This is a genomic window from Enterobacter sp. DTU_2021_1002640_1_SI_PRY_ASU_LCPMC_013, assembly GCF_032389435.1.
Classification (GTDB): Bacteria; Pseudomonadota; Gammaproteobacteria; order Enterobacterales; family Enterobacteriaceae; genus Enterobacter; species Enterobacter hormaechei_C.
This window is the reverse complement of sequence record NZ_CP135594.1, coordinates 219,049-240,733: the sequence shown is the minus strand read 5'-3', so window position 1 is coordinate 240,733 and position 21,685 is coordinate 219,049. Positions and strand designations below refer to the sequence as shown.

Sequence of the window (21,685 nt, the reverse complement as noted above, 5' to 3'; positions counted from 1 at the left end):
CTTACTGCTTCAGTTTGGGATCAAGTGCATCACGCAGACCGTCACCCATCAGGTTAAATGCCAGCACCGTCAGCAGAATCGCCAGACCCGGGAAGGTGACGACCCACCAGGCGCTTTGCGCGAACTGCAACACGTCGGAGAGCATGGTGCCCCACTCCGGTGTTGGCGGCTGCGCACCCATGCCAAGGAAGCCAAGAGCGGCCATATCAAGAATGGCGTTAGAGAAACCGAGCGACGCCTGAACAATCAGCGGCGCAAGGCAGTTTGGGAAAATATTGATAAACATCTGACGCATCGCACCAGCACCCGCCACGCGAGAGGCGGTAACGTAGTCGCGGTTCACTTCCACCAGCACCGCCGCACGGGTCAGACGCACGTAATGCGGTAGCGCAACAAACGTCAGCGCAAGCGCGGCGTTACCAATCGACGGACCAAAGATCGCCACCAGCACCAGCGCCAGCAGCAGGCTTGGCAATGCCAGCATAATGTCGACGACGCGCATGATGATGTTATCAACAATGCCGCCGAAGTAGCCTGCCACCAGGCCGAGTACGATCCCCATGATCAGCGACAGTACGACAACGAGGCAGCCAACCAGCAGCGACAGGCGCGCGCCGTACATCAGGCGCGACAGCACATCGCGGCCCACGTCGTCGGTGCCCAGCAGGTGCGTCAGGCTTCCGCCGTCCTGCCATGCAGGAGGTGCCAGCAGCGCATCGCGGAACTGATCAGCCGGGTTATACGGCGCAAGGAAGTTCGCAAACACCGCAATCAGGATCATGATGGAAACATACACCAGCCCGACGACCGCGCCTTTGTTGCGCTTGAAGTAGTGCCAGAACTCCTGCATCGGCGTCATTGGCACCGGTGCGGTGACCACTTTATTTTGAGTAACTTGTGACATGATGGCCCCTTACTTCTTATGACGAATACGCGGGTTCACCACGCCGTACAGCAAATCGACCAGCAGGTTGACGAGGATAATCATCGTCGCGACCAGCAGTACACCGCCCTGCACAACCGGATAGTCACGGCGTTGCAGCGCATCAATCAGCCAGCGTCCAAGACCCGGCCAGGAGAAGATGGTTTCGGTCAGGATCGCCCCCGCCAGCAGCGTACCGACCTGCAAACCGATAACGGTCACCACCGGCAGCATAGCGTTACGCAGGGCATGAATGATGATGACGCGCATACGGGTCAGGCCTTTAGCGCGGGCAGTACGAATATAATCCTCGCCCAGCACTTCCAGCATGGAGGAGCGGGTCATACGCACGATCACCGCCAGAGGGATGGTGCCCAACACCATTGCAGGCAGGATCATGTGCGCAACCGCATCAATGAAGTTGCCCTCTTCGCCCCAGATCGCCGTATCAATCAGCATAAAGCCGGTTAACGGGTTGGTGTCGTCAAGGAAAACCATATCGCTGACGCGTCCGGAGACCGGCGTCAGATTCCACTGCACCGAGACCAGCATGATCAGCATCATGCCCCACCAGAAGATAGGCATGGAGTAGCCGGTCAGTGCCAGGCCAACAGCGGTGTGGTCGAAAATAGAGCCACGCTTAACGGCAGCCAGTACGCCAACGGGGATCCCTACCGCGGTCGCGAAGATCATGGCGCAGATACCGAGTTCCAGCGTCGCTTTAAAGCGCGGCACGAACTCGTCCCACACCGGAAGACGGCTTTTCAGTGAAATCCCTAAATCGCCGTGCAACACACCCCAGATATAGTGGAGATACTGCTGCCACATCGGCTTATCAAGGCCGAGTTCAGCCAGCAGTTGCGCATGACGTTCAGGGGAGATACCACGCTCGCCTGCCATAATCATTACCGGGTCACCCGGGATCATATGGACGAAGGCAAAAGTGAGAAGGGTGATACCGATAAACGTCGGGATAACCAGTCCCAGACGTCGGAGGATGAACTGCAACATAACCCGGATTCTCTCTGATGACGCACGCCCAGTGGCGTGACGTCTGTATTGCTCACAAATGTAAATTCCCTCTCCCTGTGGGAGAGGGTTAGGATGAGGGGATGCATGCACGCCCCTCACCCCTGCCCTCTCCCACAGGGAGAGGGAGAACACCCTACTTATTATTCAACAGACACGTTTTCGAAGTGGTGTTTGCCCAGTGGATCGACCACGTAGCCCTTCACTTCTTTACGCACTGGCTCGTACACGGTGGAGTGAGCAACAATCAGCGCCGGAGCCTGATCGTGCATGACAACCTGAGCTTGCTTGTACAGTTCAATACGTTTGTTGTGATCGTCGGTCGCACGCGCCGGCTGGATCAGATCTTCAAACGGCTTGTAGCACCAGCGAGAATAGTTTGAACCGTCTTTCGCTGCCGCACAGCTGAACAGGGTCGCGAAGAAGTTGTCCGGATCCCCGTTGTCGCCGGTCCAGCCCATCATGACCGCCTGGTGTTCGCCCGCTTTAGCGCGCTTCAGGTACTCGCCCCACTCGTAGGTTACAATTTTGGCCTGTACGCCAATCTTCGCCCAGTCAGCCTGAACCATTTCCGCCATACGACGTGCGTTCGGGTTGTAAGGACGCTGTACCGGCATCGCCCACAGCTCGACGGTGAAGCCTTTGTCCTGGCCCGCTTCTTTCAGCAGCGCTTTCGCTTTCTCAGGATCGTAGGTGTAGTCCTTAATGTCGTCGTTATAACCCCACATGGTTGGTGGGATCAGGTTCTTGGCCGCAACGCCCGCGCCCTGGTAAACGGCTTTGATGATCGCTTCTTTGTTCACCGCGTAAGTCAGCGCCTGACGCACTTTCACGTCATCGAACGGTTTCTTCTCGGTGTTGAAGGAGAGATAACCCACGTTCAGGCCCGCCTGCTCCAGCAGGTTGATATTTTTGTCCTGCTTCATGCGCGCGATGTCAGCCGGGTTTGGATACGGCATCACCTGACATTCGTTTTTCTGCAATTTTGCGTAACGCACGGATGCGTCAGGCGTGATGGAGAAGACCAGACGGTCGATCTGCGGCTTGGTGCCCCAGTAGCCCGGGAAGGCTTTATACAGAATACGGGAATCTTTCTGGTACTGAAGCAGCTGGAACGGGCCGGTACCGATTGGGTTCAGGTCCACTTTTTCCGGCGTGCCGGCTTTCAGCATGTTGTCAGCGTACTCTTTAGAGAGAATCGAGGCGAAGTCCATCGCCAGGTCAGCCAGGAATGGCGCTTCCGGACGCGTCAGCACAAACTGAACGGTTTTATCGTCCACTTTTTTCACTTCAGCGATCAGGTCTGGCAGACCCATCCCTTCGAAGTATTCATAGCTGCCGCCAGACACTTTATGGTACGGGTTCTGGGCATTTTTCTGACGGTCGAAGGAGAACACAACGTCGTCGGCGTTAAAGTCGCGCGTAGGTTTAAATTCTTTGCTGTCCTGCCACTTCACGCCCTGGCGCAGGTGGAAGGTATAGGTTTTACCGTCTTCGCTGATATCCCACTTTTCAGCCAGGCCAGGAATTACTTCCGTGGTGCCGGTTTTAAATTCAACCAGACGGTTATAGATCGGTACAGAGCTTGCGTCGTAAGTCGTACCAGAGGTAAAGAGCTGTGGGTTAAAGCCTTCCGGAGAGCCTTCAGAACAGTAAACCAGGGTTTTTGCCTGTACGCTTGCTGCAACGGTCATGGCCACCAGGCTCAGACCAAGCTTCAGCATCCCTGACTTCTTCAAGGAAATACTCATTATTGTGCTCCAATGTGATGTTTTGCTTTGTTGTGTTACGCCGCCTGACCTTTATTTATTTTTTACCCGGTCCGGTCGGTGATGCCCGAAGGCGTTAAAAGGGATAGAGAATCCTTTCAGAAGAGCGTTTGAGTTGCAGCGCAGATCCTCCCTGAAATGCCCCTCGTGCCCTACAATCTGTCAACAGAATGTGAAAACGTCAATACAGGTGGCGGGGATTTACGTGGAGTGTGAGAAACCGCAAACAAAGATTAAAAAAACCCTGACCGTGAGTTTTCAGCAGAGAAATTTATGCTACTCGCCATGATGCAGCACAATTATCTTCATATTTCGCAACACTCAGTGATTAAGTTTTATTCAGAATGGGTAAATTTTCTTACAGAATGGTGATTATCTGAGCACTAAATACCGCGAACGTTAAAACGCACAGCGAAAAATGCTGAGGTTATCCATAAGCAACGCGAAAAAAGATCAAACTATATATAAAAAAATACAATGGATTATGTCACAAAACCGCAAGCAGGCAGGGGGAAGCAGGGCTAAGGGGTATTTTGAGGACTCGTGCGGGGTAACGCGTTAATGCAAAAAGGGCTAACCTTGCGGTTAGCCCTTTTTAGAATGTGGTCGGCGAGAGAGGATTCGAACCTCCGACCCACTGGTCCCAAACCAGTTGCGCTACCAAGCTGCGCTACTCGCCGAATGCGGAGCGCATCTTACTGCTGAGGTGCGCCCCCGTCAATCCCTTATTTTCAAAAAGCCATTCAACTGGCGATATTCTCGCCAGACCAGCTACTGCGCGGCTTTTGTGGTGTTATCAGGGAGTTTACACCAGTTGTTGTTTTCGTTAATCCCACCGTTCGGTGAGGTATAGCCGAGACAACCCATAATGGTGTCGTACAGCTCAACGTGACGGCGTGGTACCTTGATCTCTGCCTGCTGCTTCAGATGGGCAAACATTTTGGCTTTGTCCGGGTTTTCCAGGTACTTATCCGACATCCACATGATCATCGGCACGCGGAACTGCTCAGGCGGGGCCAGCTTACGCGGCGTGCCGTGTAAATGCTCTTTCTCGTTGATGGACTCGCCGTGGTCGGCCGCGTAAATCACAATCGCTTTCTTATCACGAAGCTGGTCGATCACCCGGCTGAGGAAGGTATCCACATACAGAATCGAGTTATCGTAGGCATTGATCAGCTCCTGCTTGCTACAGTTCTTGTTAATGCCGACGCACTCAGGCGTCCATTTGGCGAAATCGCGCGTGTAACGCTGATAGTAGCTGTAGTGTGACCCTTTGGTATGCAGAACAATAAGGTGCTTACCCTGCGGATGGTTTTTCAGCGACTGTTCCATCTCAGAGAGCAGCAGCATGTCATCAACGTTCTTTCCACGGTTACGCGGCTCGGCGCCAATCTGCTCGCGGTAGGCGATGTTATCCGCCATGGTGTTGGTGTAGAACCACATCTCACTTTGCATGGCGAACAGATCGGAGCTAAATCCAAGCTGCTTCAGAACAGCAAACACGTTTTGCTCTTTGAGAGTGCGCTGAGGATTATCACTCGCACCGCCCTCACGAACAAACATACAGCGCAACGAGAGCTTCGTGGCGGTATCGCAGGAGTAGCCGCGGTAGGCTACAAGGTTCTTTTCCTGTGCCAGTTTCGGGGTGGTATCGCGGTCATAACCGAGAATACCCATATGATCCCAGCGCGTCGTTTCGCCGATAACGAAGACCACGTAAGTATCATCCAGCCCGTCAGCCGGAGCCTGGTAGGTGAACTTTTTGGTCGGATTAATCAGCGATTTCACATCGCTGGATTCGTCCGCCTGAGCCCAGGCATAAAGACCTAACGCCGACAGCCAGTTAGACGGCAGATACGAGTTAGCCACCACGCCGCCATAGCTTGGCATATCTACGCCTGTCGCTTTTTCGATCCGTTTTTGCTGTTTTTCCATCAGGCGAATAGGCGCCCATACCAGCAGACCCGCCAGAAGGACGACGGCGACGTTGCGGATGCGTTGCCCACGGGTACGCAGCTGGCGTAACAGGGTATAGCGACAGGTATTACTCCAGATAAAGAAGAGCGGGATCAGGCAGGTCAAAATCGTCCACACGATGAACCCTTGTCCCACCACCTCTTTCGAGAGATCGATGTCCGTGGTCATCACCGAGGCCACAATACCGTAGCCAATGACCACATTCATGAATGTCATGTAATAGCTTGCGGCGGCAGAGATAATCACCACCAGCGAGGCCAGAACCTGCCATGTACGTCTGCCAAAAAGCGAGAGCAGACGTAGCAGGAAGAAGGTTGCCAGAATTGAGCCAAACACTTCAATCGCGGCGAAAATCCCGTTTCTTACGGTGAGGTGTTCAAAATAACCTTCCACTCTTCTGAACAGCACCGCGCCATTCAGAAACAAACCGATATAGACAGCCAGCATCAGACACAATCTTTGCTGGGTAAGAGACCTGATATATTTCATGCAAACAACCCTGGGGGAAGGGGTATAAAGACCCGCCGAATCTCATTGAGAAAGCAGACAGAGTAAGTAGGTGCGAGATAAACCGTTATCAGAAACGTCTACAAGCGCGATAAGTAGACCACAGCGAGGAAGAAAAGTGGCAGCAGAGAATGTGAATCGATGAAAATTTTTACAAAATAACAAGTCCGGAAGTGATATGGCGATAAAAAAAGAGGCCCTGCGGCCCCTTTTTATCGAATCATGCATGCGCTTCTTTATATACCTCGCGCTGCGGCTGACGAATCGTGGTGGACAGCGCCAGCGAAATAATCAGCAAGGCAAATATCACGCAGAATGTCACGTAGAAGCCACCAAACAGCGAGGCAATCAGCGACCCGCAAATACTGCCGATACCGAAGCCGAGATAAATCACACCGTAGTTTTTCGCCAGATTGTTCAGGCCGAAGAACTCGCTCACCAACGACGGGAAGACGGTAATGGTGCCGCCAAAGTTAAAGGCTACGCAGGCTATCGCCGCAAAGAATGTCGCTTCGTTCAGCGGAGCGAACAGCAGCGCCGCCATCCCCACCAGGGAGATCACCTGCCCCAGCGTAATCACGCGGATCCGGGCGATTTTGTCAGACAAGATACCCAGTACCAGACGACCCGAGAGGTTAGCGATGGAGATGACCGTTACCGCGTTCGCCGCCGTCGCCGCGTCCAGTTTCACCATTCCCTGCGCGATATCTTTCGCCACGCCGATGACATACAGACCGCTCATGCAGGCCGTCAGGAACATCACCGCCAGCATCCAGTACTGCGGTTTACGCATGGACTGTGCAAGGGTGAAATCATTTTCCACCACACCGTTAACGGTTTTCACTTCCTGCTGCGGCGCGTCTTTCATCAGCGTTGCGCCGAAGAGGATCATCACCAGCACAATCACGCCCCAGATCATAAAGGTTTTCTCAAGCCCCACCGAGGCCAGCAGATGCGCATCGATGAATTTGAAGCCGAGGCTGCCCAGGCCATATGAACCGATGGCAAACGCGGAGATAAGCCCTTTACGCTCCGGGAACCACTTCACGCAGTTAGACAGCGTCAGCAGGTAACCTGCGCCGTCCGCCAGCCCCACCAGCACCCCGGCGCTCAGCCACAGCATCATCAGGTTGTCGGAATATGCCGTCAGGAAGAAGCCCACGCCCAGCAAGATCCCGGAGGCCATGGTTACACGCTTCACGCCGAAGCGCTCCTGAAGTTTGCCCGCCACGGAAGAGGAAATTGCTAACCCAAGACTCAGCAAGCCGAAGGAGAACGCCACCTGGCTTATCGGCGCGCCGATCTTATCAGACAGGGCGCTGTTAAACAGGCTCCAGGTATAGACCGATCCCAGTGCGAACTGGGTAACGATGGTGCCGAATAGCGTCAGCCAACGCGTGCGGTTATAAGTTGATGTGTTCATGGCAGTGTCCTGCAAGATAAATTAAGGAAATTCGCTGAGGACACGATAAACAAAACCCTATAACGCCAGGGGTAAAACGGCATGAAATGCAGGAGAAACGGAATGAAATGCCTGGAAGCGGGAATGAATGACCTTGCCGGAGAAGAAAAAGCTCAAAGGTGAGTGGTCACTATCGCTACAGCCCTCGCCGTTATTGTATTAAATATGTTACCGCAGCGTTTAAAAAGTAACAACCCTTTAAAATTTGGCGCTCAATCCCAGCGTATATAAATATTCTTCTTCAGTTTGCTGGTTATAGCTGATCTTCGCCCAAGGGTGTAAATCACCATACTGCGTATCGACACGCCACCCCAATGAGTTCACGCTGGCATGCCAGAGTGGATCGGTAAGCGACTGCGTGGTGGTTGTATCCTCAAACGCATTCACTGGTGCGGGGGGAGCGCCATCAGTGCGCCACGCCATTACGGGTCCGGTGGTGAAATGTCCCGCCACGGGAAAATTCCAGCCAACGCTCAGAACGGTTTCCGCATCCGAACCGGAGGGATCGTTCAGGGTAAACCCCGCAGCATTCTGCGTGCGGTTAATACGCTCCGCGAGAATATCTTCATAACGAGGTTGGTGATCGGCGTCCCATGTATAGCGTTCCGTCGTATTACTTTGAGCATCTGAAACGATATATTCCTGTTGCCACGCAAAAGCGGTGTTACAAAAAAGCAGGCAGACTGAAACACCCACCAGGCCAGAAGCAGCATGGCGACCACTGATTTTTTTTATCATCATCAAAGCGACTCCAGAAAGAGCCGAGTTCGGCGATATATGTCATTGTTCGAAGAGGTATTAGGGCGTATAGCCCTGTATTAACTATTGTCTCTTTAGCAGACACGTCAAGCCGGGCAGATTGAAATTTTTGCGTTTACCGTATCAGGAAGGGAGATGACCTATGCAACGTTGCGGCTGGGTAAGCCAGGATCAGCTTTATATCGATTATCACGACAAGGAATGGGGCGTACCGGAAACCGACGGTAAAAAACTGTTTGAAATGATTTGCCTTGAAGGCCAGCAGGCCGGACTGTCGTGGATCACCGTTCTGAAAAAGCGTGAGAACTATCGCAAAGCCTTCCACCAGTTCGATCCGGTAGCGGTTGCCGCCATGAACGACGACGACGTGGAAAGGCTGGTTCTGGATACCGGTATCATCCGCCATCGCGGTAAAATTCAGGCCATTATTGGTAACGCGCGTGCTTATCTGGCGATGGAGCAAAACGGCGAACCCTTCTCAGCATTCGTCTGGTCGTTTGTGGATAACGAGCCGAAGGTGACGCAGGCCGCCACGCTTGCAGAGATCCCAACGTCGACCCCCGCCTCAGATGCCCTGTCGAAAGCGCTGAAAAAACGCGGCTTTAAGTTTGTGGGCACCACCATCTGTTACTCCTTTATGCAGGCCTGCGGGCTGGTCAATGACCACATTACGGACTGCTTCTGCCATCCGGAGGGCCACCATGATCCGCAAATGGCAAAGTGAGGACACCGCTCCGCTTTTGAGTCTGTGGCTGGAGAGCACCACCGAGGCGCATCCGTTTATCGACGCAAGTTACTGGCAAGCGAATGAAGCGGTAGTGCGGGATGAATACCTTCCCGCCGCCGAGACCTGGGTCTGGGAAGAAAACAGTACCCTGTGCGGTTTTATCAGCGTCATGCAGTTCCAGTTCGTGGGGGCGTTGTTTGTCGCCCCGGCGTTCATCGGAAAGGGGATCGGGCGTGCGCTGCTGAACCACGTTCAGCAGCACTATCCGTATTTAACTCTGGAGGTGTATCAGAAAAACGTGCGGGCGGTGAATTTCTATCATGCTCAGGGTTTTCGCATCGAAGACAGCGCCTGGCAGGATGATACCCAACACCCGACGTGGATCATGAGCTGGCAGGCGGATCAAACGCCGTAAGGGTAAGCGCCGGCCCCTCATATTTCTCCACCCATGCCAGCGCCGTATTCCCCGCGCAGCCATTCCCCAGCTTCGAGCTGGGGAGATCTTTGGTCAGCACGTTTACGGCGCCGTTCTTACAAATACCGCCCTCGTCCAGCGCCAGATCAGGCCATGCGCCCTGATGAATGCAGAAAACGCCAGGGCGGATCCCGTCACTCACCACGGCGCCTGCCAGCACCTGCCCGCGCGCGTTCCAGACCCGAACGAGGTCGCCGTGGTTAATCCCCCGCGCCTTTGCGTCATCGCTATTCAGCGCAATCGGCTCACGACCGGCCACCGCATACTGCTCGCGCAAAGCCGAATAGTTGAGCTGGCTGTGCAGACGATGGGCGGGATGGGCAGACAGCAGCTGAAGCTGCCCCGGCTGCGCATTGCCATGCCATTCGTCCGGCTCCAGCCACGCCGGATGTGGCGGACAGTCCGCGTAGCCAAAGCTGGCGATGCGTTCGCTGTAGATCACAATCTTCCCGCTTTCGGTTTTTAGCGGGTGATTCTCCGGATCGCGACGGAAGTCAGCAAAGCGCACAAACCGCGCATTCTGCTCGCTTTCCGGCATTTCGAAGAGTTGGTTCGCCTCCCAGAACTCAGCGAATGGCGGCAGCGTCACGCCCTGCGCAGCCCCGCGCTGGCTGGCAATCTGGTAAAACGTTTCCAGCCATTGCAGATCGGTTTTGCCCTCGGTGAAACGCTCCCGACCGCCCGCTTCCCACATGTCACTCAGGTCGGCAAAGACATCAAAATCATCCCGCGCTTCATCCCGGGGAGCCACGACGCGCTTCATCGGCACCATATGCTGATTACTGTAATCCCCCGTCATGGTGAGATCGTTACGCTCGAACGAGGTCGTGGCGGGCAAAACGATATCGGCATGTTTCGCTGACGCGGTCCAGAAGCACTCCGAGATCACCACCAGCTCCGGTTTCTGCCAGGCGCGGATCAGGCGGTTAGTATCCTGGTGATGGGTGAAGTTGGCCCCACCCGCCCACCAGACAAACTTAATATCCGGGAAATGCCGATCCTGGCCGTTGTGCTGATAAAACCCGCCTGGGTTCTCCAGGGCTTCAACAATGCGTGCCACCGGAATTTTATCTACCGCGTCCACGCCACCCTGCACCGAGCCCTGCATGGAGGCCAGCACCGCGGCTTTTCGCGTCGGGTTGCCGCCGTTAGCAAAGTGATAGGAAAGCCCAAAACCGCCGCCGGGTGTGCCAATCTGCCCGAGCATCGCGGCGAGCGTCACCAGCATCCAGTGCTTCTGCTCGCCAAACTGCTGGCGCTGCATCCCCCAGCCGGACATGAGCATCGTGACACGGCTATGGAATAACGCCGCCAGTTCGCGGATTTTAACGGCATCAACGCCGCAAATCGCCGCAGCCCACTCTGCGGTTTTGGCGATACCGTCGGTTTGTCCCGTCAGGTAGTCGGCAAATTTATCGAAGCCCGTGGTGCAGCGCGCCAGAAATTCCGTATCGTGCCAGCCGTTCTCCACCAGGGTGTGGGCGATGCCCAGCATCATCGCCACGTCGGTGCCCATATGCGGCGCGATCCACTCGGCGCTGTCGCCGAAGAAATCCAGCGTTTCAGAACGCATCGGATCGATACAGATGATGCGCTTGCCGCTTTTGCGCAGCGCATCAAAGTAGGAAACGCCCTGCTCGTCGGACGCATTCCAGGCAATTTTCAGGGTATTGAGCGGGTTGGCGCTCCAGAGCACCACCACCTCCGCATGCTCCAGCACCAGCGGCCAGCTGGTCTGCTGCTGATAAACCTCATTCCCGCCCACGACATACGGCATGATCGCCTGCGCCGCGCCGGTCGAGTAATCACCCAGATGGCCGGTGTATCCTCCGGCCAGGCTCATATAGCGTTGCAGCAGGGTTGCGGCCTTATGCAGCACGCCGTTCGAGCGCCAGCCATAGGAGCCGGCAAAAATGGACGACGGGCCATAGCTGTCGCGAATGCGTTTATGCTGGGTATGGATCAGCGCCAGCGCGTCGTCCCAGCTCACGCGTACGAACTCATCCTGCCCGCGAATACCCTGCGGCTTATCCGGTGACGCCAGAAAGCCTTTACGCACCATCGGCCAGCGGACGCGGGTTTTACTGTGTACCTGATCGCGAACGACGGTCTGTAAAGAGTTGAGATGGCGCGAAGGCAAAGCCCCGCGAGACGACAGCACAGTGTCGCCATCGGTTTCGACCAGCATCGGCCCCCAGTGGGCGGCGGTCAGAATGGTTTTTGTTGAGGTGCTCAAAGCGTGCGCTCCTGGTTGCGTGCAGGTGTTTCGGCCTTTCATTGAGGCAGTTTATCGTTTGTGACAAATTTCAGAGTTATACACTGAATTTTCTCCGTATCCGGACGTCATAATCCACTGCCACGTCCATCGTGGCAAAGAATAAAAAGGATTAAGGAAATAAGATGAAAAAACGCGTACTCGTTATTGCCGCTCTGGTGAGCGGCGCACTGGCTGTTTCTGGCTGCACAACCAACCCTTACACCGGTGAACGCGAAGCGGGCAAATCCGGCATTGGCGCGGGTATTGGTTCCCTGGTGGGCGCTGGCGTTGGCGCACTCTCCTCCTCCAAGAAAGATCGTGGCAAAGGTGCGCTGATTGGCGCAGCGGCAGGCGCAGCCCTGGGCGGCGGCGTGGGTTATTACATGGACGTGCAGGAAGCAAAACTGCGTGACAAAATGAAAGGTACGGGCGTGAGCGTGACGCGCAGCGGTGACAACATCATCCTGAACATGCCAAACAACGTGACCTTTGACAGCAGCAGCGCGACGCTGAAACCCGCCGGCGCGAACACCCTGACCGGCGTGGCCGCAGTGCTGAAAGAGTACAATAAAACTGCCGTGAACGTGATTGGCTACACCGACAGCACCGGCAGCCAGGATCTGAACATGCGTCTGTCCCAGCAGCGTGCCGATTCCGTGGCCAGCTCGCTGATCGCCCAGGGCGTAGAAGCGAACCGCATCCGCACCAGCGGTATGGGTCCGGCTAACCCGATCGCCAGCAACAGCACGGCGGAAGGCAAAGCGCAGAACCGCCGCGTTGAGATTACGTTAAGCCCGGTGCAGTAGGTAAAAGCAAAACGGCAACCCCGTTGCCGTTTTTAGTGTTTGCGCCCTCTCCCGTGGGAGAGGGTTGGGGTGAGGACATCAGACCGCAACCTCCGGTAAGCGCAGCGCCACCCGGTAAATTGCTTGATTCGCCAGATTTTCCCGCTAAGGTATTCTCACTAAATTCAGGGAAATCAGCGATGATCAAACCAACCCGGGCCACCATCAGCGACGTGGCGAAAGCCGCCAAAACCGGTAAAACCAGCATTTCACGCTACCTCAACGGCGAGAAACACCTGCTTTCCGATGCGCTGCTGGCGCGAATCGAACAGGCCATTGCCGATCTCGACTACCGTCCCAGCCTGATGGCGCGCGGCCTCAAGCGGGGTCGCACCCGTCTGATTGGCCTCATCATCGCCGATATCACCAACCCCTACTCCGTAAACGTCCTCAGCGGCATCGAAGCGGCGTGCCGTGAGAAAGGCTTTACCCCGCTGGTCTGTAACACCAATAACGAGGTTGATCAGGAGCTGCATTACCTCGATCTGCTGCGCAGCTATCAGGTGGAAGGGATTGTGGTGAATGCCGTCGGGATGCGAGAAGAGGGGCTAAATCGTCTGCAACAATCGTCTCTGCCAATGGTGCTTATTGACCGAAAAATCCCGGAATTTGCCTGCGATGTGGTCGGGCTGGATAACACCCAGGCGGCTACCACCGCCACTGAGCACCTGATTGAACAGGGCTTCGAAGCCATTTTATTCCTGAGCGAACCGCTGGGCATGGTTAACACCCGCCGCGACCGCCTGGCTGCATTTCGTGCCACGCTGGCGCGATATCCCGGCGTGATCGCCGAGAATGCCGAAATCCCCCTGCATGAAGCCGGGGAGCTGGATAATACCCTCCGCCAGTTCCATACCCGCCATCGGGGTATGCGCAAGGCGGTGATCTCCGCGAACGGGGCGCTGACGCTTCAGGTTGCCCGCTCGCTTAAACGCATTGGCCTGCACTGGGGCAGCGACATCGGCTTACTCGGCTTTGATGAACTGGAGTGGGCAGAACTTGCTGGCGTAGGCATCACCACCCTCAAACAACCCACCTGGCAGATCGGCTATGCCGCGGTTGAACAAGTGGTTCGCCGCATTGAAGGCACCCGCGACGCCGTACGCGAGCAGGTTTTTTCCGGCGAGCTGATCGTTCGCGGCTCAACCGCCCGTTAATTCCCCCTTCGTGACAGCGATCATAAATTCAGCATCCCGATCTTTTCTTTGGAACCGGTTCCATCTAGCGTAATACTATCGATTACGCTCTGGAGTCAGGAAATGAGCAGGAAAATTATGGTGGTCACCGCCGCGTATGGTGCGGATCAGGTGCGACAGGCAGGCGGTCAACGGGCAATGCTTCCCGTTATTGCCGGCGCAGGAGCTGATGGCGTTGAAATCCGCCGCGAGCTCTTCAGCAACGACGAGTTAATGGCCCTGCCTGCGCTCGGCGAGTCCATTGAACTGCTGGGTTTACTGGCGTGCTACTCCGCCCCGGCCCCCCTGTTTATGCCCGATGGCACCCTCAACACGGATCTCCCGCGCTACCTTAGCGAAGCCAGCGCCCTGAACGCGCTGTGGCTTAAAGTCTCGCTGGGTCATTTCAGCGACAAACAGCCGCTTGAAGCCCTGCGCGCACTGCTGGATGAAAGCGGCATGACGCTGGTGGTGGAAAACGACCAGACCGACTGCGGGCAGCTCGCGCCGATGCAGCGCTTCAAAGCCGCCTGCCGGGTAATGGCGCTACCGGTCACACTGACGTTCGATATGGGCAACTGGCTGTGGGTTGGCGACTCCCCGGAAGAGGCTGCACGTCAGCTGGCTCCCGCCGTGAGCTATATTCATGTCAAGTCCGCAGTCCCGCATAAGGCGCAGTTCCGCGCCGTCGCGCCGGATCAGACCGATTCTCGCTGGCGGGATCTACTTAATCAACTCCCTGCCGATGCGCCACGCGGTATCGAATTTCCGCTGGAAGGGACGGATCTCACCGCCGTCACCCGCCATTACGTCAACCTGCTGCGCGAGGAGTAAACCATGCACAAGACGCTGGACGTTATCACTATTGGCGAGGCCATGGCGATGTTTGTCGCCACCGAAACGGGCGAGCTGAGCGCAGTGGAGCACTTCATTAAACGCGTGGCAGGCGCCGAGTTGAATGTTGCTACCGGCCTTGCGCGGCTGGGGCTGAATGTCGGCTGGGTAAGCCGCGTGGGAAATGACAGCTTTGGCCATTTTGTTCTCGACTCACTGAAAAAAGAGGGCATTGATGCCGCAGGCGTGACCCTCGACGGACGCTTTGCGACGGGCTTTCAGCTGAAATCTAAAGTTGAAAATGGAACCGATCCCATCGTGGAGTATTTCCGCAAAGGCTCAGCGGCAAGCCATCTCTCCGTGGATGATTATCACGCCGCGTATTTCTCCTCCGCGCGCCACCTGCACCTGAGCGGCGTGGCGGCGGCGCTCTCGACCAGCTCGTACGATTTACTGGATCACGCGGCTTCGGCAATGAAAGCGCAGGGCAAAACGATCTCTTTCGATCCGAACCTGCGCCCGGTGCTGTGGAAAAGCGAAGCGGAGATGGCTGAGAAACTCAACCGACTGGCGTTTCAGGCGGACTGGGTTCTGCCGGGCATAAAAGAGGGAATGATCCTCACTGGCGAAAGCACGCCCGAAGGCATTGCTGATTTTTACCTCAACAGAGGGGTAAAAGCCGTGGTGCTGAAAACCGGTGCCGACGGCGCATGGTTCAAAACTGCCGACGGCGAGCAAGGCGCCGTCGCTGCGGTAAAAGTCGACAACGTGGTCGATACCGTGGGCGCGGGCGATGGGTTTGCCGTCGGGGTCATCAGCGCTCTGCTGGAGGGCAAACCGCTGTCGCAGGCCGTGGCGCGAGGCAACAAAATTGGTTCGCTGGCGATTCAGGTGCAGGGCGACAGCGAAGGATTACCAACACGAGCAGAGCTCGGCGTCTAAATTCCCTCTCCCTGTGGGAGAAGGCCTGGGTGAGGGCAGCAATCCGCACCAGATAATTAAGCCACCGTGTACCCTACAGACAACGGCGGCAACAACCTCAACAACAGAGGCAAGCCTATGAACAGTTCGACCAATGCAGTAAAACGCTGGTGGTACATCATGCCAATCGTGTTTATCACGTACAGCCTGGCGTACCTGGATCGTGCCAACTTCAGTTTCGCATCCGCCGCCGGGATCAACGAAGACCTCGGGATCACCAAAGGGGTCTCCTCCCTGCTGGGTGCCCTCTTCTTCCTGGGTTATTTCTTCTTCCAGATCCCCGGCGCGATTTACGCTGAACGCCGCAGCGTGCGAAAGCTCATTTTCATCTGCCTGATCTTATGGGGTGCCTGTGCGTCGCTTACTGGCGTGGTGAATAACATTCCTGCTCTGGCGGCTATTCGCTTTATTCTCGGCGTGGTTGAGGCGGCCGTCATGCCAGCAATGCTGATTTATATCAGCAACTGGTTCACAAAATCTGAGCGTTCACGTGCCAATACGTTCCTGATACTCGGTAACCCGGTCACCGTGTTGTGGATGTCGGTGGTTTCCGGCTACCTGATCCAGTCCTTCGGCTGGCGCGAGATGTTCATCATCGAAGGGGTTCCTGCGATTATCTGGGCCTTCTGCTGGTGGGTGCTGGTGAAAGATAAGCCAGCCCAGGCGAAATGGCTTTCTGAGGACGAAAAAGCCGCACTCCAGGCGCAGCTGGATAAAGAGCAGCAGGGGCTGAAAGCGGTGCGTAACTATGGCGAAGCCTTCCGCTCACGGAACGTTATTCTGCTGTGCGCACAGTATTTTACCTGGAGTATTGGCGTGTACGGCTTTGTGCTGTGGCTGCCGTCGATTATCCGCAGCGGCGGTGAAAACCTTGGCATGGTGGAAGTGGGCTGGCTGTCATCGGTGCCTTACCTGGCTGCGACCATCGCGATGATTATCGTCTCCTGGGCATCGGACAAGCTGCAAAACCGTAAGCTGTTCGTCTGGCCACTGCTGCTGATCGCTGCTTTTGCCTTCATTGGCTCCTGGGCCGTAGGCGCGAACCACTTCTGGGCTTCGTATACGCTGCTGGTGATTGCGGGTGCGGCCATGTATGCCCCGTATGGTCCGTTCTTTGCCATCATCCCGGAAATGCTGCCGCGTAACGTCGCAGGGGGCGCGATGGCGTTGATCAACAGTATGGGCGCGCTGGGTTCGTTCTTTGGATCGTGGTTTGTGGGCTATCTGAACGGCGCCACCGGCAGCCCATCGGCCTCTTACATCTTTATGGGGGTGGCGCTTTTTGCCTCGGTATGGCTTACTCTGATTGTTAAGCCTGCTAATAATCAACAGCTACCCGTCGGCGCACGCCACGCCTGAATCCTTTTAAAATCAACGGAGATTAGCATGAAGCCGTCCGTCATTTTGTACAAAGTACTGCCCGAAGACCTGCAAAAACGCCTGGAAGAACACTTTACCGTTACCCGGGTCAAGAACCTCAGCCCGGAAACCGTGGCACAGCACGCCGACGCGTTTGCCAGCGCCGAGGGCCTGCTGGGTTCGAGCGAAAAGGTGGATGCAGCGCTGCTGGAGAAAATGCCGAAGCTTCGTGCTACCTCAACCGTTTCGGTGGGATACGACAATTTCGACGTGGATGCGCTAAACGCGCGCAGCATCCTGCTGATGCACACGCCGCATGCCCTGACGGAGACCGTCGCCGACACGCTGATGGCGCTGGTGCTCAGTACCGCGCGTCGCGTGGTGGAAGTGGCCGAGCGCGTGAAAGCGGGCGAATGGACGAAAAGCATTGGCCCGGACTGGTTCGGCGTGGACGTTCATGGCAAAACGCTGGGGATTGTTGGGATGGGGCGCATCGGTCTGGCACTGGCACAGCGCGCGCATTTCGGCTTCAACATGCCCATCCTGTATAACGCACGCCGTCACCACACTGAAGCTGAAGAACGTTTCAATGCCCGCTACTGCGAGCTTGATACGCTGTTGCAGGAAGCCGACTTTGTCTGCCTGATCCTGCCGCTGACGGATGAAACGCGTCATCTCATCGGCAAAGCGGCGTTTGAAAAGATGAAGAAATCGGCCATTTTCATCAACGCGGGTCGTGGTCCGGTGGTCGATGAGAAGGCGCTGATTGAGGCACTGCAAAACGGTGAGATCCACGCCGCCGGTCTGGACGTGTTTGAACAGGAGCCGCTGCCGGTGGATTCTCCGCTACTGACCATGCCGAACGTCGTCGCCCTGCCCCACATCGGCTCTGCCACTCATGAAACACGCTACAATATGGCGGCGACCGCCGTGGATAACCTGATTGCCGCGCTCGGCGGTAAAGTGGATAAGAACTGCGTTAACCCACAGATACAACAGTAGAAACGAAAAAACCCGCCAGAAGGCGGGTTTTTGAATTTTGTGCTACTGGGTTGGAAGCTTACAGGCTTACAACGTTACCAGCTGCTGGGCCTTTAGCGCCGCTTTCGATGGTGAAGGAAACTTTCTGACCTTCATCCAGAGATTTGTAGCCATCGTTCTGGATAGCAGAGAAGTGTACGAACACGTCTTTAGAGCCATCGTCAGGAGTGATGAAGCCGAAACCTTTATCAGCGTTGAACCATTTTACCAGACCAGTCATTTTAGCAGACATAGAAATTACCTTATTAACAAATATATTGTGCCTTCCGGCTTGATGGATTGCGTTACAGATTTTTAAGCGATGAAGGAAGGGTCACTACGAAGGGTATCTATGGATAACAATCTGGACTGCTTTACTAAACTGCTTTAGGTCTGTGTAACAAACCGACGAACATAGTTATACCGATGTGGTAGATGAATGACAAGCGTTATTTTCATCAAGCATAAAAAAAACCCCGCCGAAGCGGGGGGTTTTCTTATTCCGTAGCAGCGACCGCTGCGCTCCAGGCCTGGCTAAAGGCCTGATGCTGGGACGCGAGCGGCCCGATCAGCGCGTTGTACTGGCTCGCCTGCTGGGAGGTCGGGAACTGGATACCGTTAGAGACGAAGCTCACCTGCGTACCTTGTTCACTAATAAAGTCACCCACCTGAACCAGCTGCTGAGTAAAGACCTGCGCCGCCGGGATCAGCGGTTGCAAGGCGTTTGACGGCTTGGTCACGACTTTCTCATACACCTGGTCATAGACCGGTTTGAGATCCTCGCCCTGCTTCAACGCGGAACGCGACGCATCAGCCTGCATTTTGGCATTTTGCAGCTGCTGGCTCAGTACCCCAAGCGCGCCATTTGACTGGCGCAGCGGTTCGCGCTGGGTCATATAATCCTGTGGAACGCGGATGGCATTCACGCTATCCACTACCGGGCGAATACCGGAATCCATCGCCTGGCTTACCTGCTGTGAATAGCCATACAGAATGGCGTAATCCGACACGAATGGACCAAACTGTTTTTTCTGATCCGCAGTCAGCGTTGGTAAACGCTCGCCGCTACGCATCACTGTATTCTGTAGAAAATCGATAAACGCTTTGCGCTGATCGCCTTCTTTATCGAAACACCCACTCAGGCTAACAACCATCAACAACGCCGCAATAGGCGCAAACCAGCGAGAGCAGGACTTTCCTGTCGCCATTTTATTACTCCTTTCACCCAAAAAGCGCACACCGGCACACGCGTGCCCAACGCTGACAAGGATAGTCCAGGTCAGCCTTGCAAGATAGAGTTTTCATGCAAAACGGGTATTCCCGTTTTTGTACTGACTATTTACAAAAAAATACCTGTGCATCCCTACATATGACTAATCAGGTAATTAGCATAACTATCCATATAGCTGAAACGCGTAAAGCGATCGTTATCGCACAATTAATCACAGCCGTGACGATCCTGTGTCTGGTTTAGGGACTATTCTTAACAGGCTCTCTGATGTTCATGATCCCGATGTGTGATTTATGAGGAGTTCTCAATGGAATTAAAAGATCCTGAGTTTGAGCTGCTGAGCAGCCTGGAACAGATTATTTTTAAAGATGTACCGCCGACGGTTACCCTGAATCAAAAGTCCAATCCTTTTAGTGAATTTGAGCGTTTACGCAAAGGATCGGGCCTGAAAACAGATGAATTCGCAAGAGCGATGGGTGTCAGCGTAGCGATGGTGCTGGAGTGGGAGTCAAAACGTGAAAAACCAACCCCAGCCGAGCTAAAGCTGATGCGCCTGATCCAGGCAAACCCTGACCTTCGCAAGCAGTTAGCCTGATAAAGTTTGTTTGCCCCCGCCCTTGCGGGGGCTTGTGTTTACAGGCTTTCACATCGCCATCCCGTCTCTTCCCACACCAGTTCATGCGTCAGCTTCAGCCCTGCCAGAAAGGCTTCATCATGCGACACCACCAGCAGCGCGCCGGGGTAATCGGCTAAGGCCGCTTCTATGGCCTGAACAGAGGCCAGATCAAGATGGTTGGTCGGCTCATCCAGAAGCAACAGCTGCGTTGCCGCTTCACGCCACAATACGCAGGCCAGCGCGGCCTTCAGGCGCTCGCCGCCACTCAGTTCGGCCAGTGGTAGTGTCACTTTCTCTGCGCCCAGCTGAAGCTGCGCTAAACGGGTACGCAACGCCCCCTCTTCGAGCGGCGTATTGCCGAGGCTAAGGTGAGTCATCACCGACTGCGACAGATCCAGCCGGGAAAGATGCTGATCGAGATACGCACACCTGACGGAGACCTTACAGGTTCCCGTAACAGGGGCGGTTTCGCCCAACATCACTTTCAACAGCGTGGATTTTCCACAGCCGTTCGGCCCGCGTAGCGCCACGCGCATTGGGCCATCCATTCGCCAGTTTATCGGGGAGACAGGCACGTGCGGAAGCACCAGTTCTTCCAGCACCAGCACCTGTTTTCCTTCCGGGATTTCACTGCCCGGCAGGGTAAACATCACCGTGTTATCCTCTTCAACCCGCTCGCGTGCCTGGTTGACCGCAGCGTTCAGAGCATGATTTTGATCGCTATGCTGTTTTTTCCAGGAACCAATACGCTCTTTAGCCGCCCCTTTGTATTTGACCCGTTCAAACGAGGCGATGTTAAGGCTGTCGACCGTGCGAAGCGTTTTGGCTGAACGCCGCAGGCTGTCGTCATGCTCTTTATGCATACGGGCGCGGGTACGCTTGCGTTCGGTGGCAGCATGCTCCAGCGCGGCGCGGGCAGCCAGCTGCTCAGCATCACGCTGGGTTCGATAGCCAGCATAATTCCCACCGTAGCTGCGCAGGCCCAATGCGCTCAGTTCAAGGATACGCGATACCTGGGCCAGCAACTCACGGTCGTGGGAGGCCACCAGCACCCCGCCCTGATACCGGGAAAGCTGCTCGTAGAACCACACGCGGCCTTGCCTGTCGAGGTGGTTGGTCGGTTCGTCCAGCAGCAGGTAATCAGCATCTGCGGCGAATGCGCCGCACAGCAAGGCACGAATGCGCTCGCCGCCGCTCAGCTCTGCCGCGCGTTTATTCGGGTCAAAAGGGGGAAGTTTTGCAGTGATAAAAGCCTGGCTCAGCCGTTCAGCCAGATCCCAGTAACCATCGAGCGTGTCGAGATCGTCGGGTTCATAATGACCGCTGTCGATGCGCGTGCGCGCCGCAAAGATCGCGTCGTAACCAAGCAGTCCGGCAAGAGTCGTATCCGCAGAAATATCCTGCTGCTGCGCCACATAGACGTGTGTACCAAAGCGCTCAATATGACCGCTGGCGGGTTCATCAACCCCTGCCAGCAGCCGCAGAAGACGTGTTTTACCGCTGCCGTTGCGGCCAACCAGCGCGCACACTGACGCATCCAGAGAAAGATTCAGTGGACCAAAAAGGATATCGCCCGTCGCAAACTGACAGGTGACCTGATGCAAAATAAAAGAGGGGGACTGCGCAAAATGAGCCATAAGCACTCCTGAATGAAATCAAAACATCCCCTGCCGACGCGGTGCGTTGAGCAAGGATCGAAATTCATCAGTCGTGTTTGTTCATTTTTGGGGGGCGCTCCTG

Annotated in this window: 19 protein-coding genes and 1 tRNA gene; 9 read left to right on the top strand and 11 right to left on the bottom strand. The window is 55.5% G+C overall.

Translation table 11 applies throughout. The annotated features are described in order from the left end of the window. Position 1: 1 nt before the first annotated feature. The 7 genes from dppC to RS584_RS01150 all read right to left on the bottom strand — a co-directional run bounded on the left by dppC (position 2) and on the right by RS584_RS01150 (position 8,407). On the bottom strand, positions 2 to 904 hold the full coding sequence (gene dppC, locus RS584_RS01180; protein ID WP_017383569.1) for a dipeptide ABC transporter permease DppC: 903 nt from the start codon (positions 902 to 904) through the stop codon (positions 2 to 4). A 9-nt stretch (positions 905 to 913) separates the two neighbouring features. Further along, positions 914 to 1,933 carry a dipeptide ABC transporter permease DppB gene (dppB, locus tag RS584_RS01175; RefSeq protein ID WP_006810536.1) on the bottom strand — a complete coding sequence of 340 codons (1,020 nt, stop codon included), beginning with the start codon at positions 1,931 to 1,933 and terminating at the stop codon, positions 914 to 916. Positions 1,934 to 2,094: 161 nt separating this feature from the next. Next, complete coding sequence (gene dppA / locus RS584_RS01170; RefSeq protein WP_003860756.1) at positions 2,095 to 3,702, bottom strand: dipeptide ABC transporter periplasmic-binding protein DppA; 1,608 nt, start codon at positions 3,700 to 3,702, stop codon at positions 2,095 to 2,097. Between the two features lie 621 nt (positions 3,703 to 4,323). After that, a tRNA-Pro gene (locus tag RS584_RS01165) sits at positions 4,324 to 4,400 on the bottom strand. A gap of 91 nt (positions 4,401 to 4,491) precedes the next feature. Next, positions 4,492 to 6,186, bottom strand: coding sequence for a kdo(2)-lipid A phosphoethanolamine 7''-transferase (gene eptB, locus RS584_RS01160; RefSeq protein ID WP_045342707.1), 1,695 nt, complete (start codon positions 6,184 to 6,186; stop codon positions 4,492 to 4,494). 238 nt (positions 6,187 to 6,424) lie between these two features. Further along, a complete protein-coding gene (locus RS584_RS01155; protein ID WP_015569982.1) occupies positions 6,425 to 7,627 on the bottom strand; it encodes an MFS transporter in 1,203 nt (400 codons plus the stop codon). Positions 7,628 to 7,864: 237 nt separating this feature from the next. Continuing rightward, the gene (locus RS584_RS01150; protein WP_045342706.1) at positions 7,865 to 8,407 is read right to left on the bottom strand and encodes a lipase; all 543 of its coding nucleotides are present in this window, start codon (positions 8,405 to 8,407) and stop codon (positions 7,865 to 7,867) included. A 160-nt stretch (positions 8,408 to 8,567) separates the two neighbouring features. Here RS584_RS01150 and tag point away from each other — a divergent pair, with 160 nt between their 5' ends. Together tag and RS584_RS01140 are read left to right on the top strand one after the other, a co-directional pair. Continuing rightward, positions 8,568 to 9,149 carry a DNA-3-methyladenine glycosylase I gene (gene tag / locus RS584_RS01145; protein ID WP_047057050.1) on the top strand — a complete coding sequence of 194 codons (582 nt, stop codon included), beginning with the start codon at positions 8,568 to 8,570 and terminating at the stop codon, positions 9,147 to 9,149. Beyond that, a complete protein-coding gene (locus RS584_RS01140; RefSeq protein ID WP_047057048.1) occupies positions 9,127 to 9,567 on the top strand; it encodes an N-acetyltransferase in 441 nt (146 codons plus the stop codon). The genes tag and RS584_RS01140 overlap by 23 nt, the downstream gene beginning before the upstream one ends. On the opposite strand, the gene RS584_RS01135 is transcribed toward RS584_RS01140, so the two are convergent. Next, entirely contained in the window at positions 9,536 to 11,905 is a 2,370-nt protein-coding gene (locus tag RS584_RS01135) for a molybdopterin guanine dinucleotide-containing S/N-oxide reductase (protein WP_315748805.1), read from the bottom strand. The two genes, RS584_RS01140 and RS584_RS01135, sit on opposite strands and share 32 nt — an antisense overlap. A gap of 122 nt (positions 11,906 to 12,027) precedes the next feature. Here RS584_RS01135 and RS584_RS01130 point away from each other — a divergent pair, with 122 nt between their 5' ends. The 6 genes from RS584_RS01130 to ghrB all read left to right on the top strand — a co-directional run bounded on the left by RS584_RS01130 (position 12,028) and on the right by ghrB (position 18,080). After that, complete coding sequence (locus RS584_RS01130) at positions 12,028 to 12,690, top strand: OmpA family lipoprotein (protein ID WP_015569987.1); 663 nt, start codon at positions 12,028 to 12,030, stop codon at positions 12,688 to 12,690. A gap of 179 nt (positions 12,691 to 12,869) precedes the next feature. Further along, complete coding sequence (locus RS584_RS01125) at positions 12,870 to 13,886, top strand: LacI family DNA-binding transcriptional regulator (protein ID WP_315748803.1); 1,017 nt, start codon at positions 12,870 to 12,872, stop codon at positions 13,884 to 13,886. A 102-nt stretch (positions 13,887 to 13,988) separates the two neighbouring features. Continuing rightward, the gene (locus RS584_RS01120) at positions 13,989 to 14,738 is read left to right on the top strand and encodes a sugar phosphate isomerase/epimerase family protein (RefSeq protein ID WP_033486944.1); all 750 of its coding nucleotides are present in this window, start codon (positions 13,989 to 13,991) and stop codon (positions 14,736 to 14,738) included. A gap of 3 nt (positions 14,739 to 14,741) precedes the next feature. Next, a complete protein-coding gene (locus tag RS584_RS01115) occupies positions 14,742 to 15,680 on the top strand; it encodes a sugar kinase (RefSeq protein WP_108394223.1) in 939 nt (312 codons plus the stop codon). 117 nt (positions 15,681 to 15,797) lie between these two features. Then, positions 15,798 to 17,078, top strand: a complete 1,281-nt coding sequence (locus RS584_RS01110; protein ID WP_001089079.1) for an MFS transporter — start codon at positions 15,798 to 15,800, stop codon at positions 17,076 to 17,078. Between the two features lie 27 nt (positions 17,079 to 17,105). Further along, entirely contained in the window at positions 17,106 to 18,080 is a 975-nt protein-coding gene (ghrB, locus tag RS584_RS01105; protein WP_315748801.1) for a glyoxylate/hydroxypyruvate reductase GhrB, read from the top strand. Between the two features lie 58 nt (positions 18,081 to 18,138). Here the strand turns inward: ghrB and cspA are convergent, their stop codons facing one another. Both cspA and RS584_RS01095 read right to left on the bottom strand, forming a co-directional pair. Further along, the gene (gene cspA, locus RS584_RS01100) at positions 18,139 to 18,351 is read right to left on the bottom strand and encodes an RNA chaperone/antiterminator CspA (protein ID WP_003860775.1); all 213 of its coding nucleotides are present in this window, start codon (positions 18,349 to 18,351) and stop codon (positions 18,139 to 18,141) included. Positions 18,352 to 18,595: 244 nt separating this feature from the next. Further along, on the bottom strand, positions 18,596 to 19,306 hold the full coding sequence (locus RS584_RS01095; RefSeq protein WP_017383576.1) for a DUF3053 domain-containing protein: 711 nt from the start codon (positions 19,304 to 19,306) through the stop codon (positions 18,596 to 18,598). Between the two features lie 330 nt (positions 19,307 to 19,636). Between RS584_RS01095 and RS584_RS01090 the strand changes: the two genes are divergently transcribed. Then, on the top strand, positions 19,637 to 19,924 hold the full coding sequence (locus RS584_RS01090; RefSeq protein ID WP_003860776.1) for an HTH-type transcriptional regulator: 288 nt from the start codon (positions 19,637 to 19,639) through the stop codon (positions 19,922 to 19,924). 38 nt (positions 19,925 to 19,962) lie between these two features. Here RS584_RS01090 and RS584_RS01085 read toward each other — a convergent pair whose 3' ends face one another. Then, positions 19,963 to 21,582: an ABC-F family ATP-binding cassette domain-containing protein gene (locus tag RS584_RS01085; protein ID WP_315748800.1), complete on the bottom strand. Its 1,620-nt coding sequence runs from the start codon at positions 21,580 to 21,582 to the stop codon at positions 19,963 to 19,965. Positions 21,583 to 21,685 lie beyond the last annotated feature (103 nt).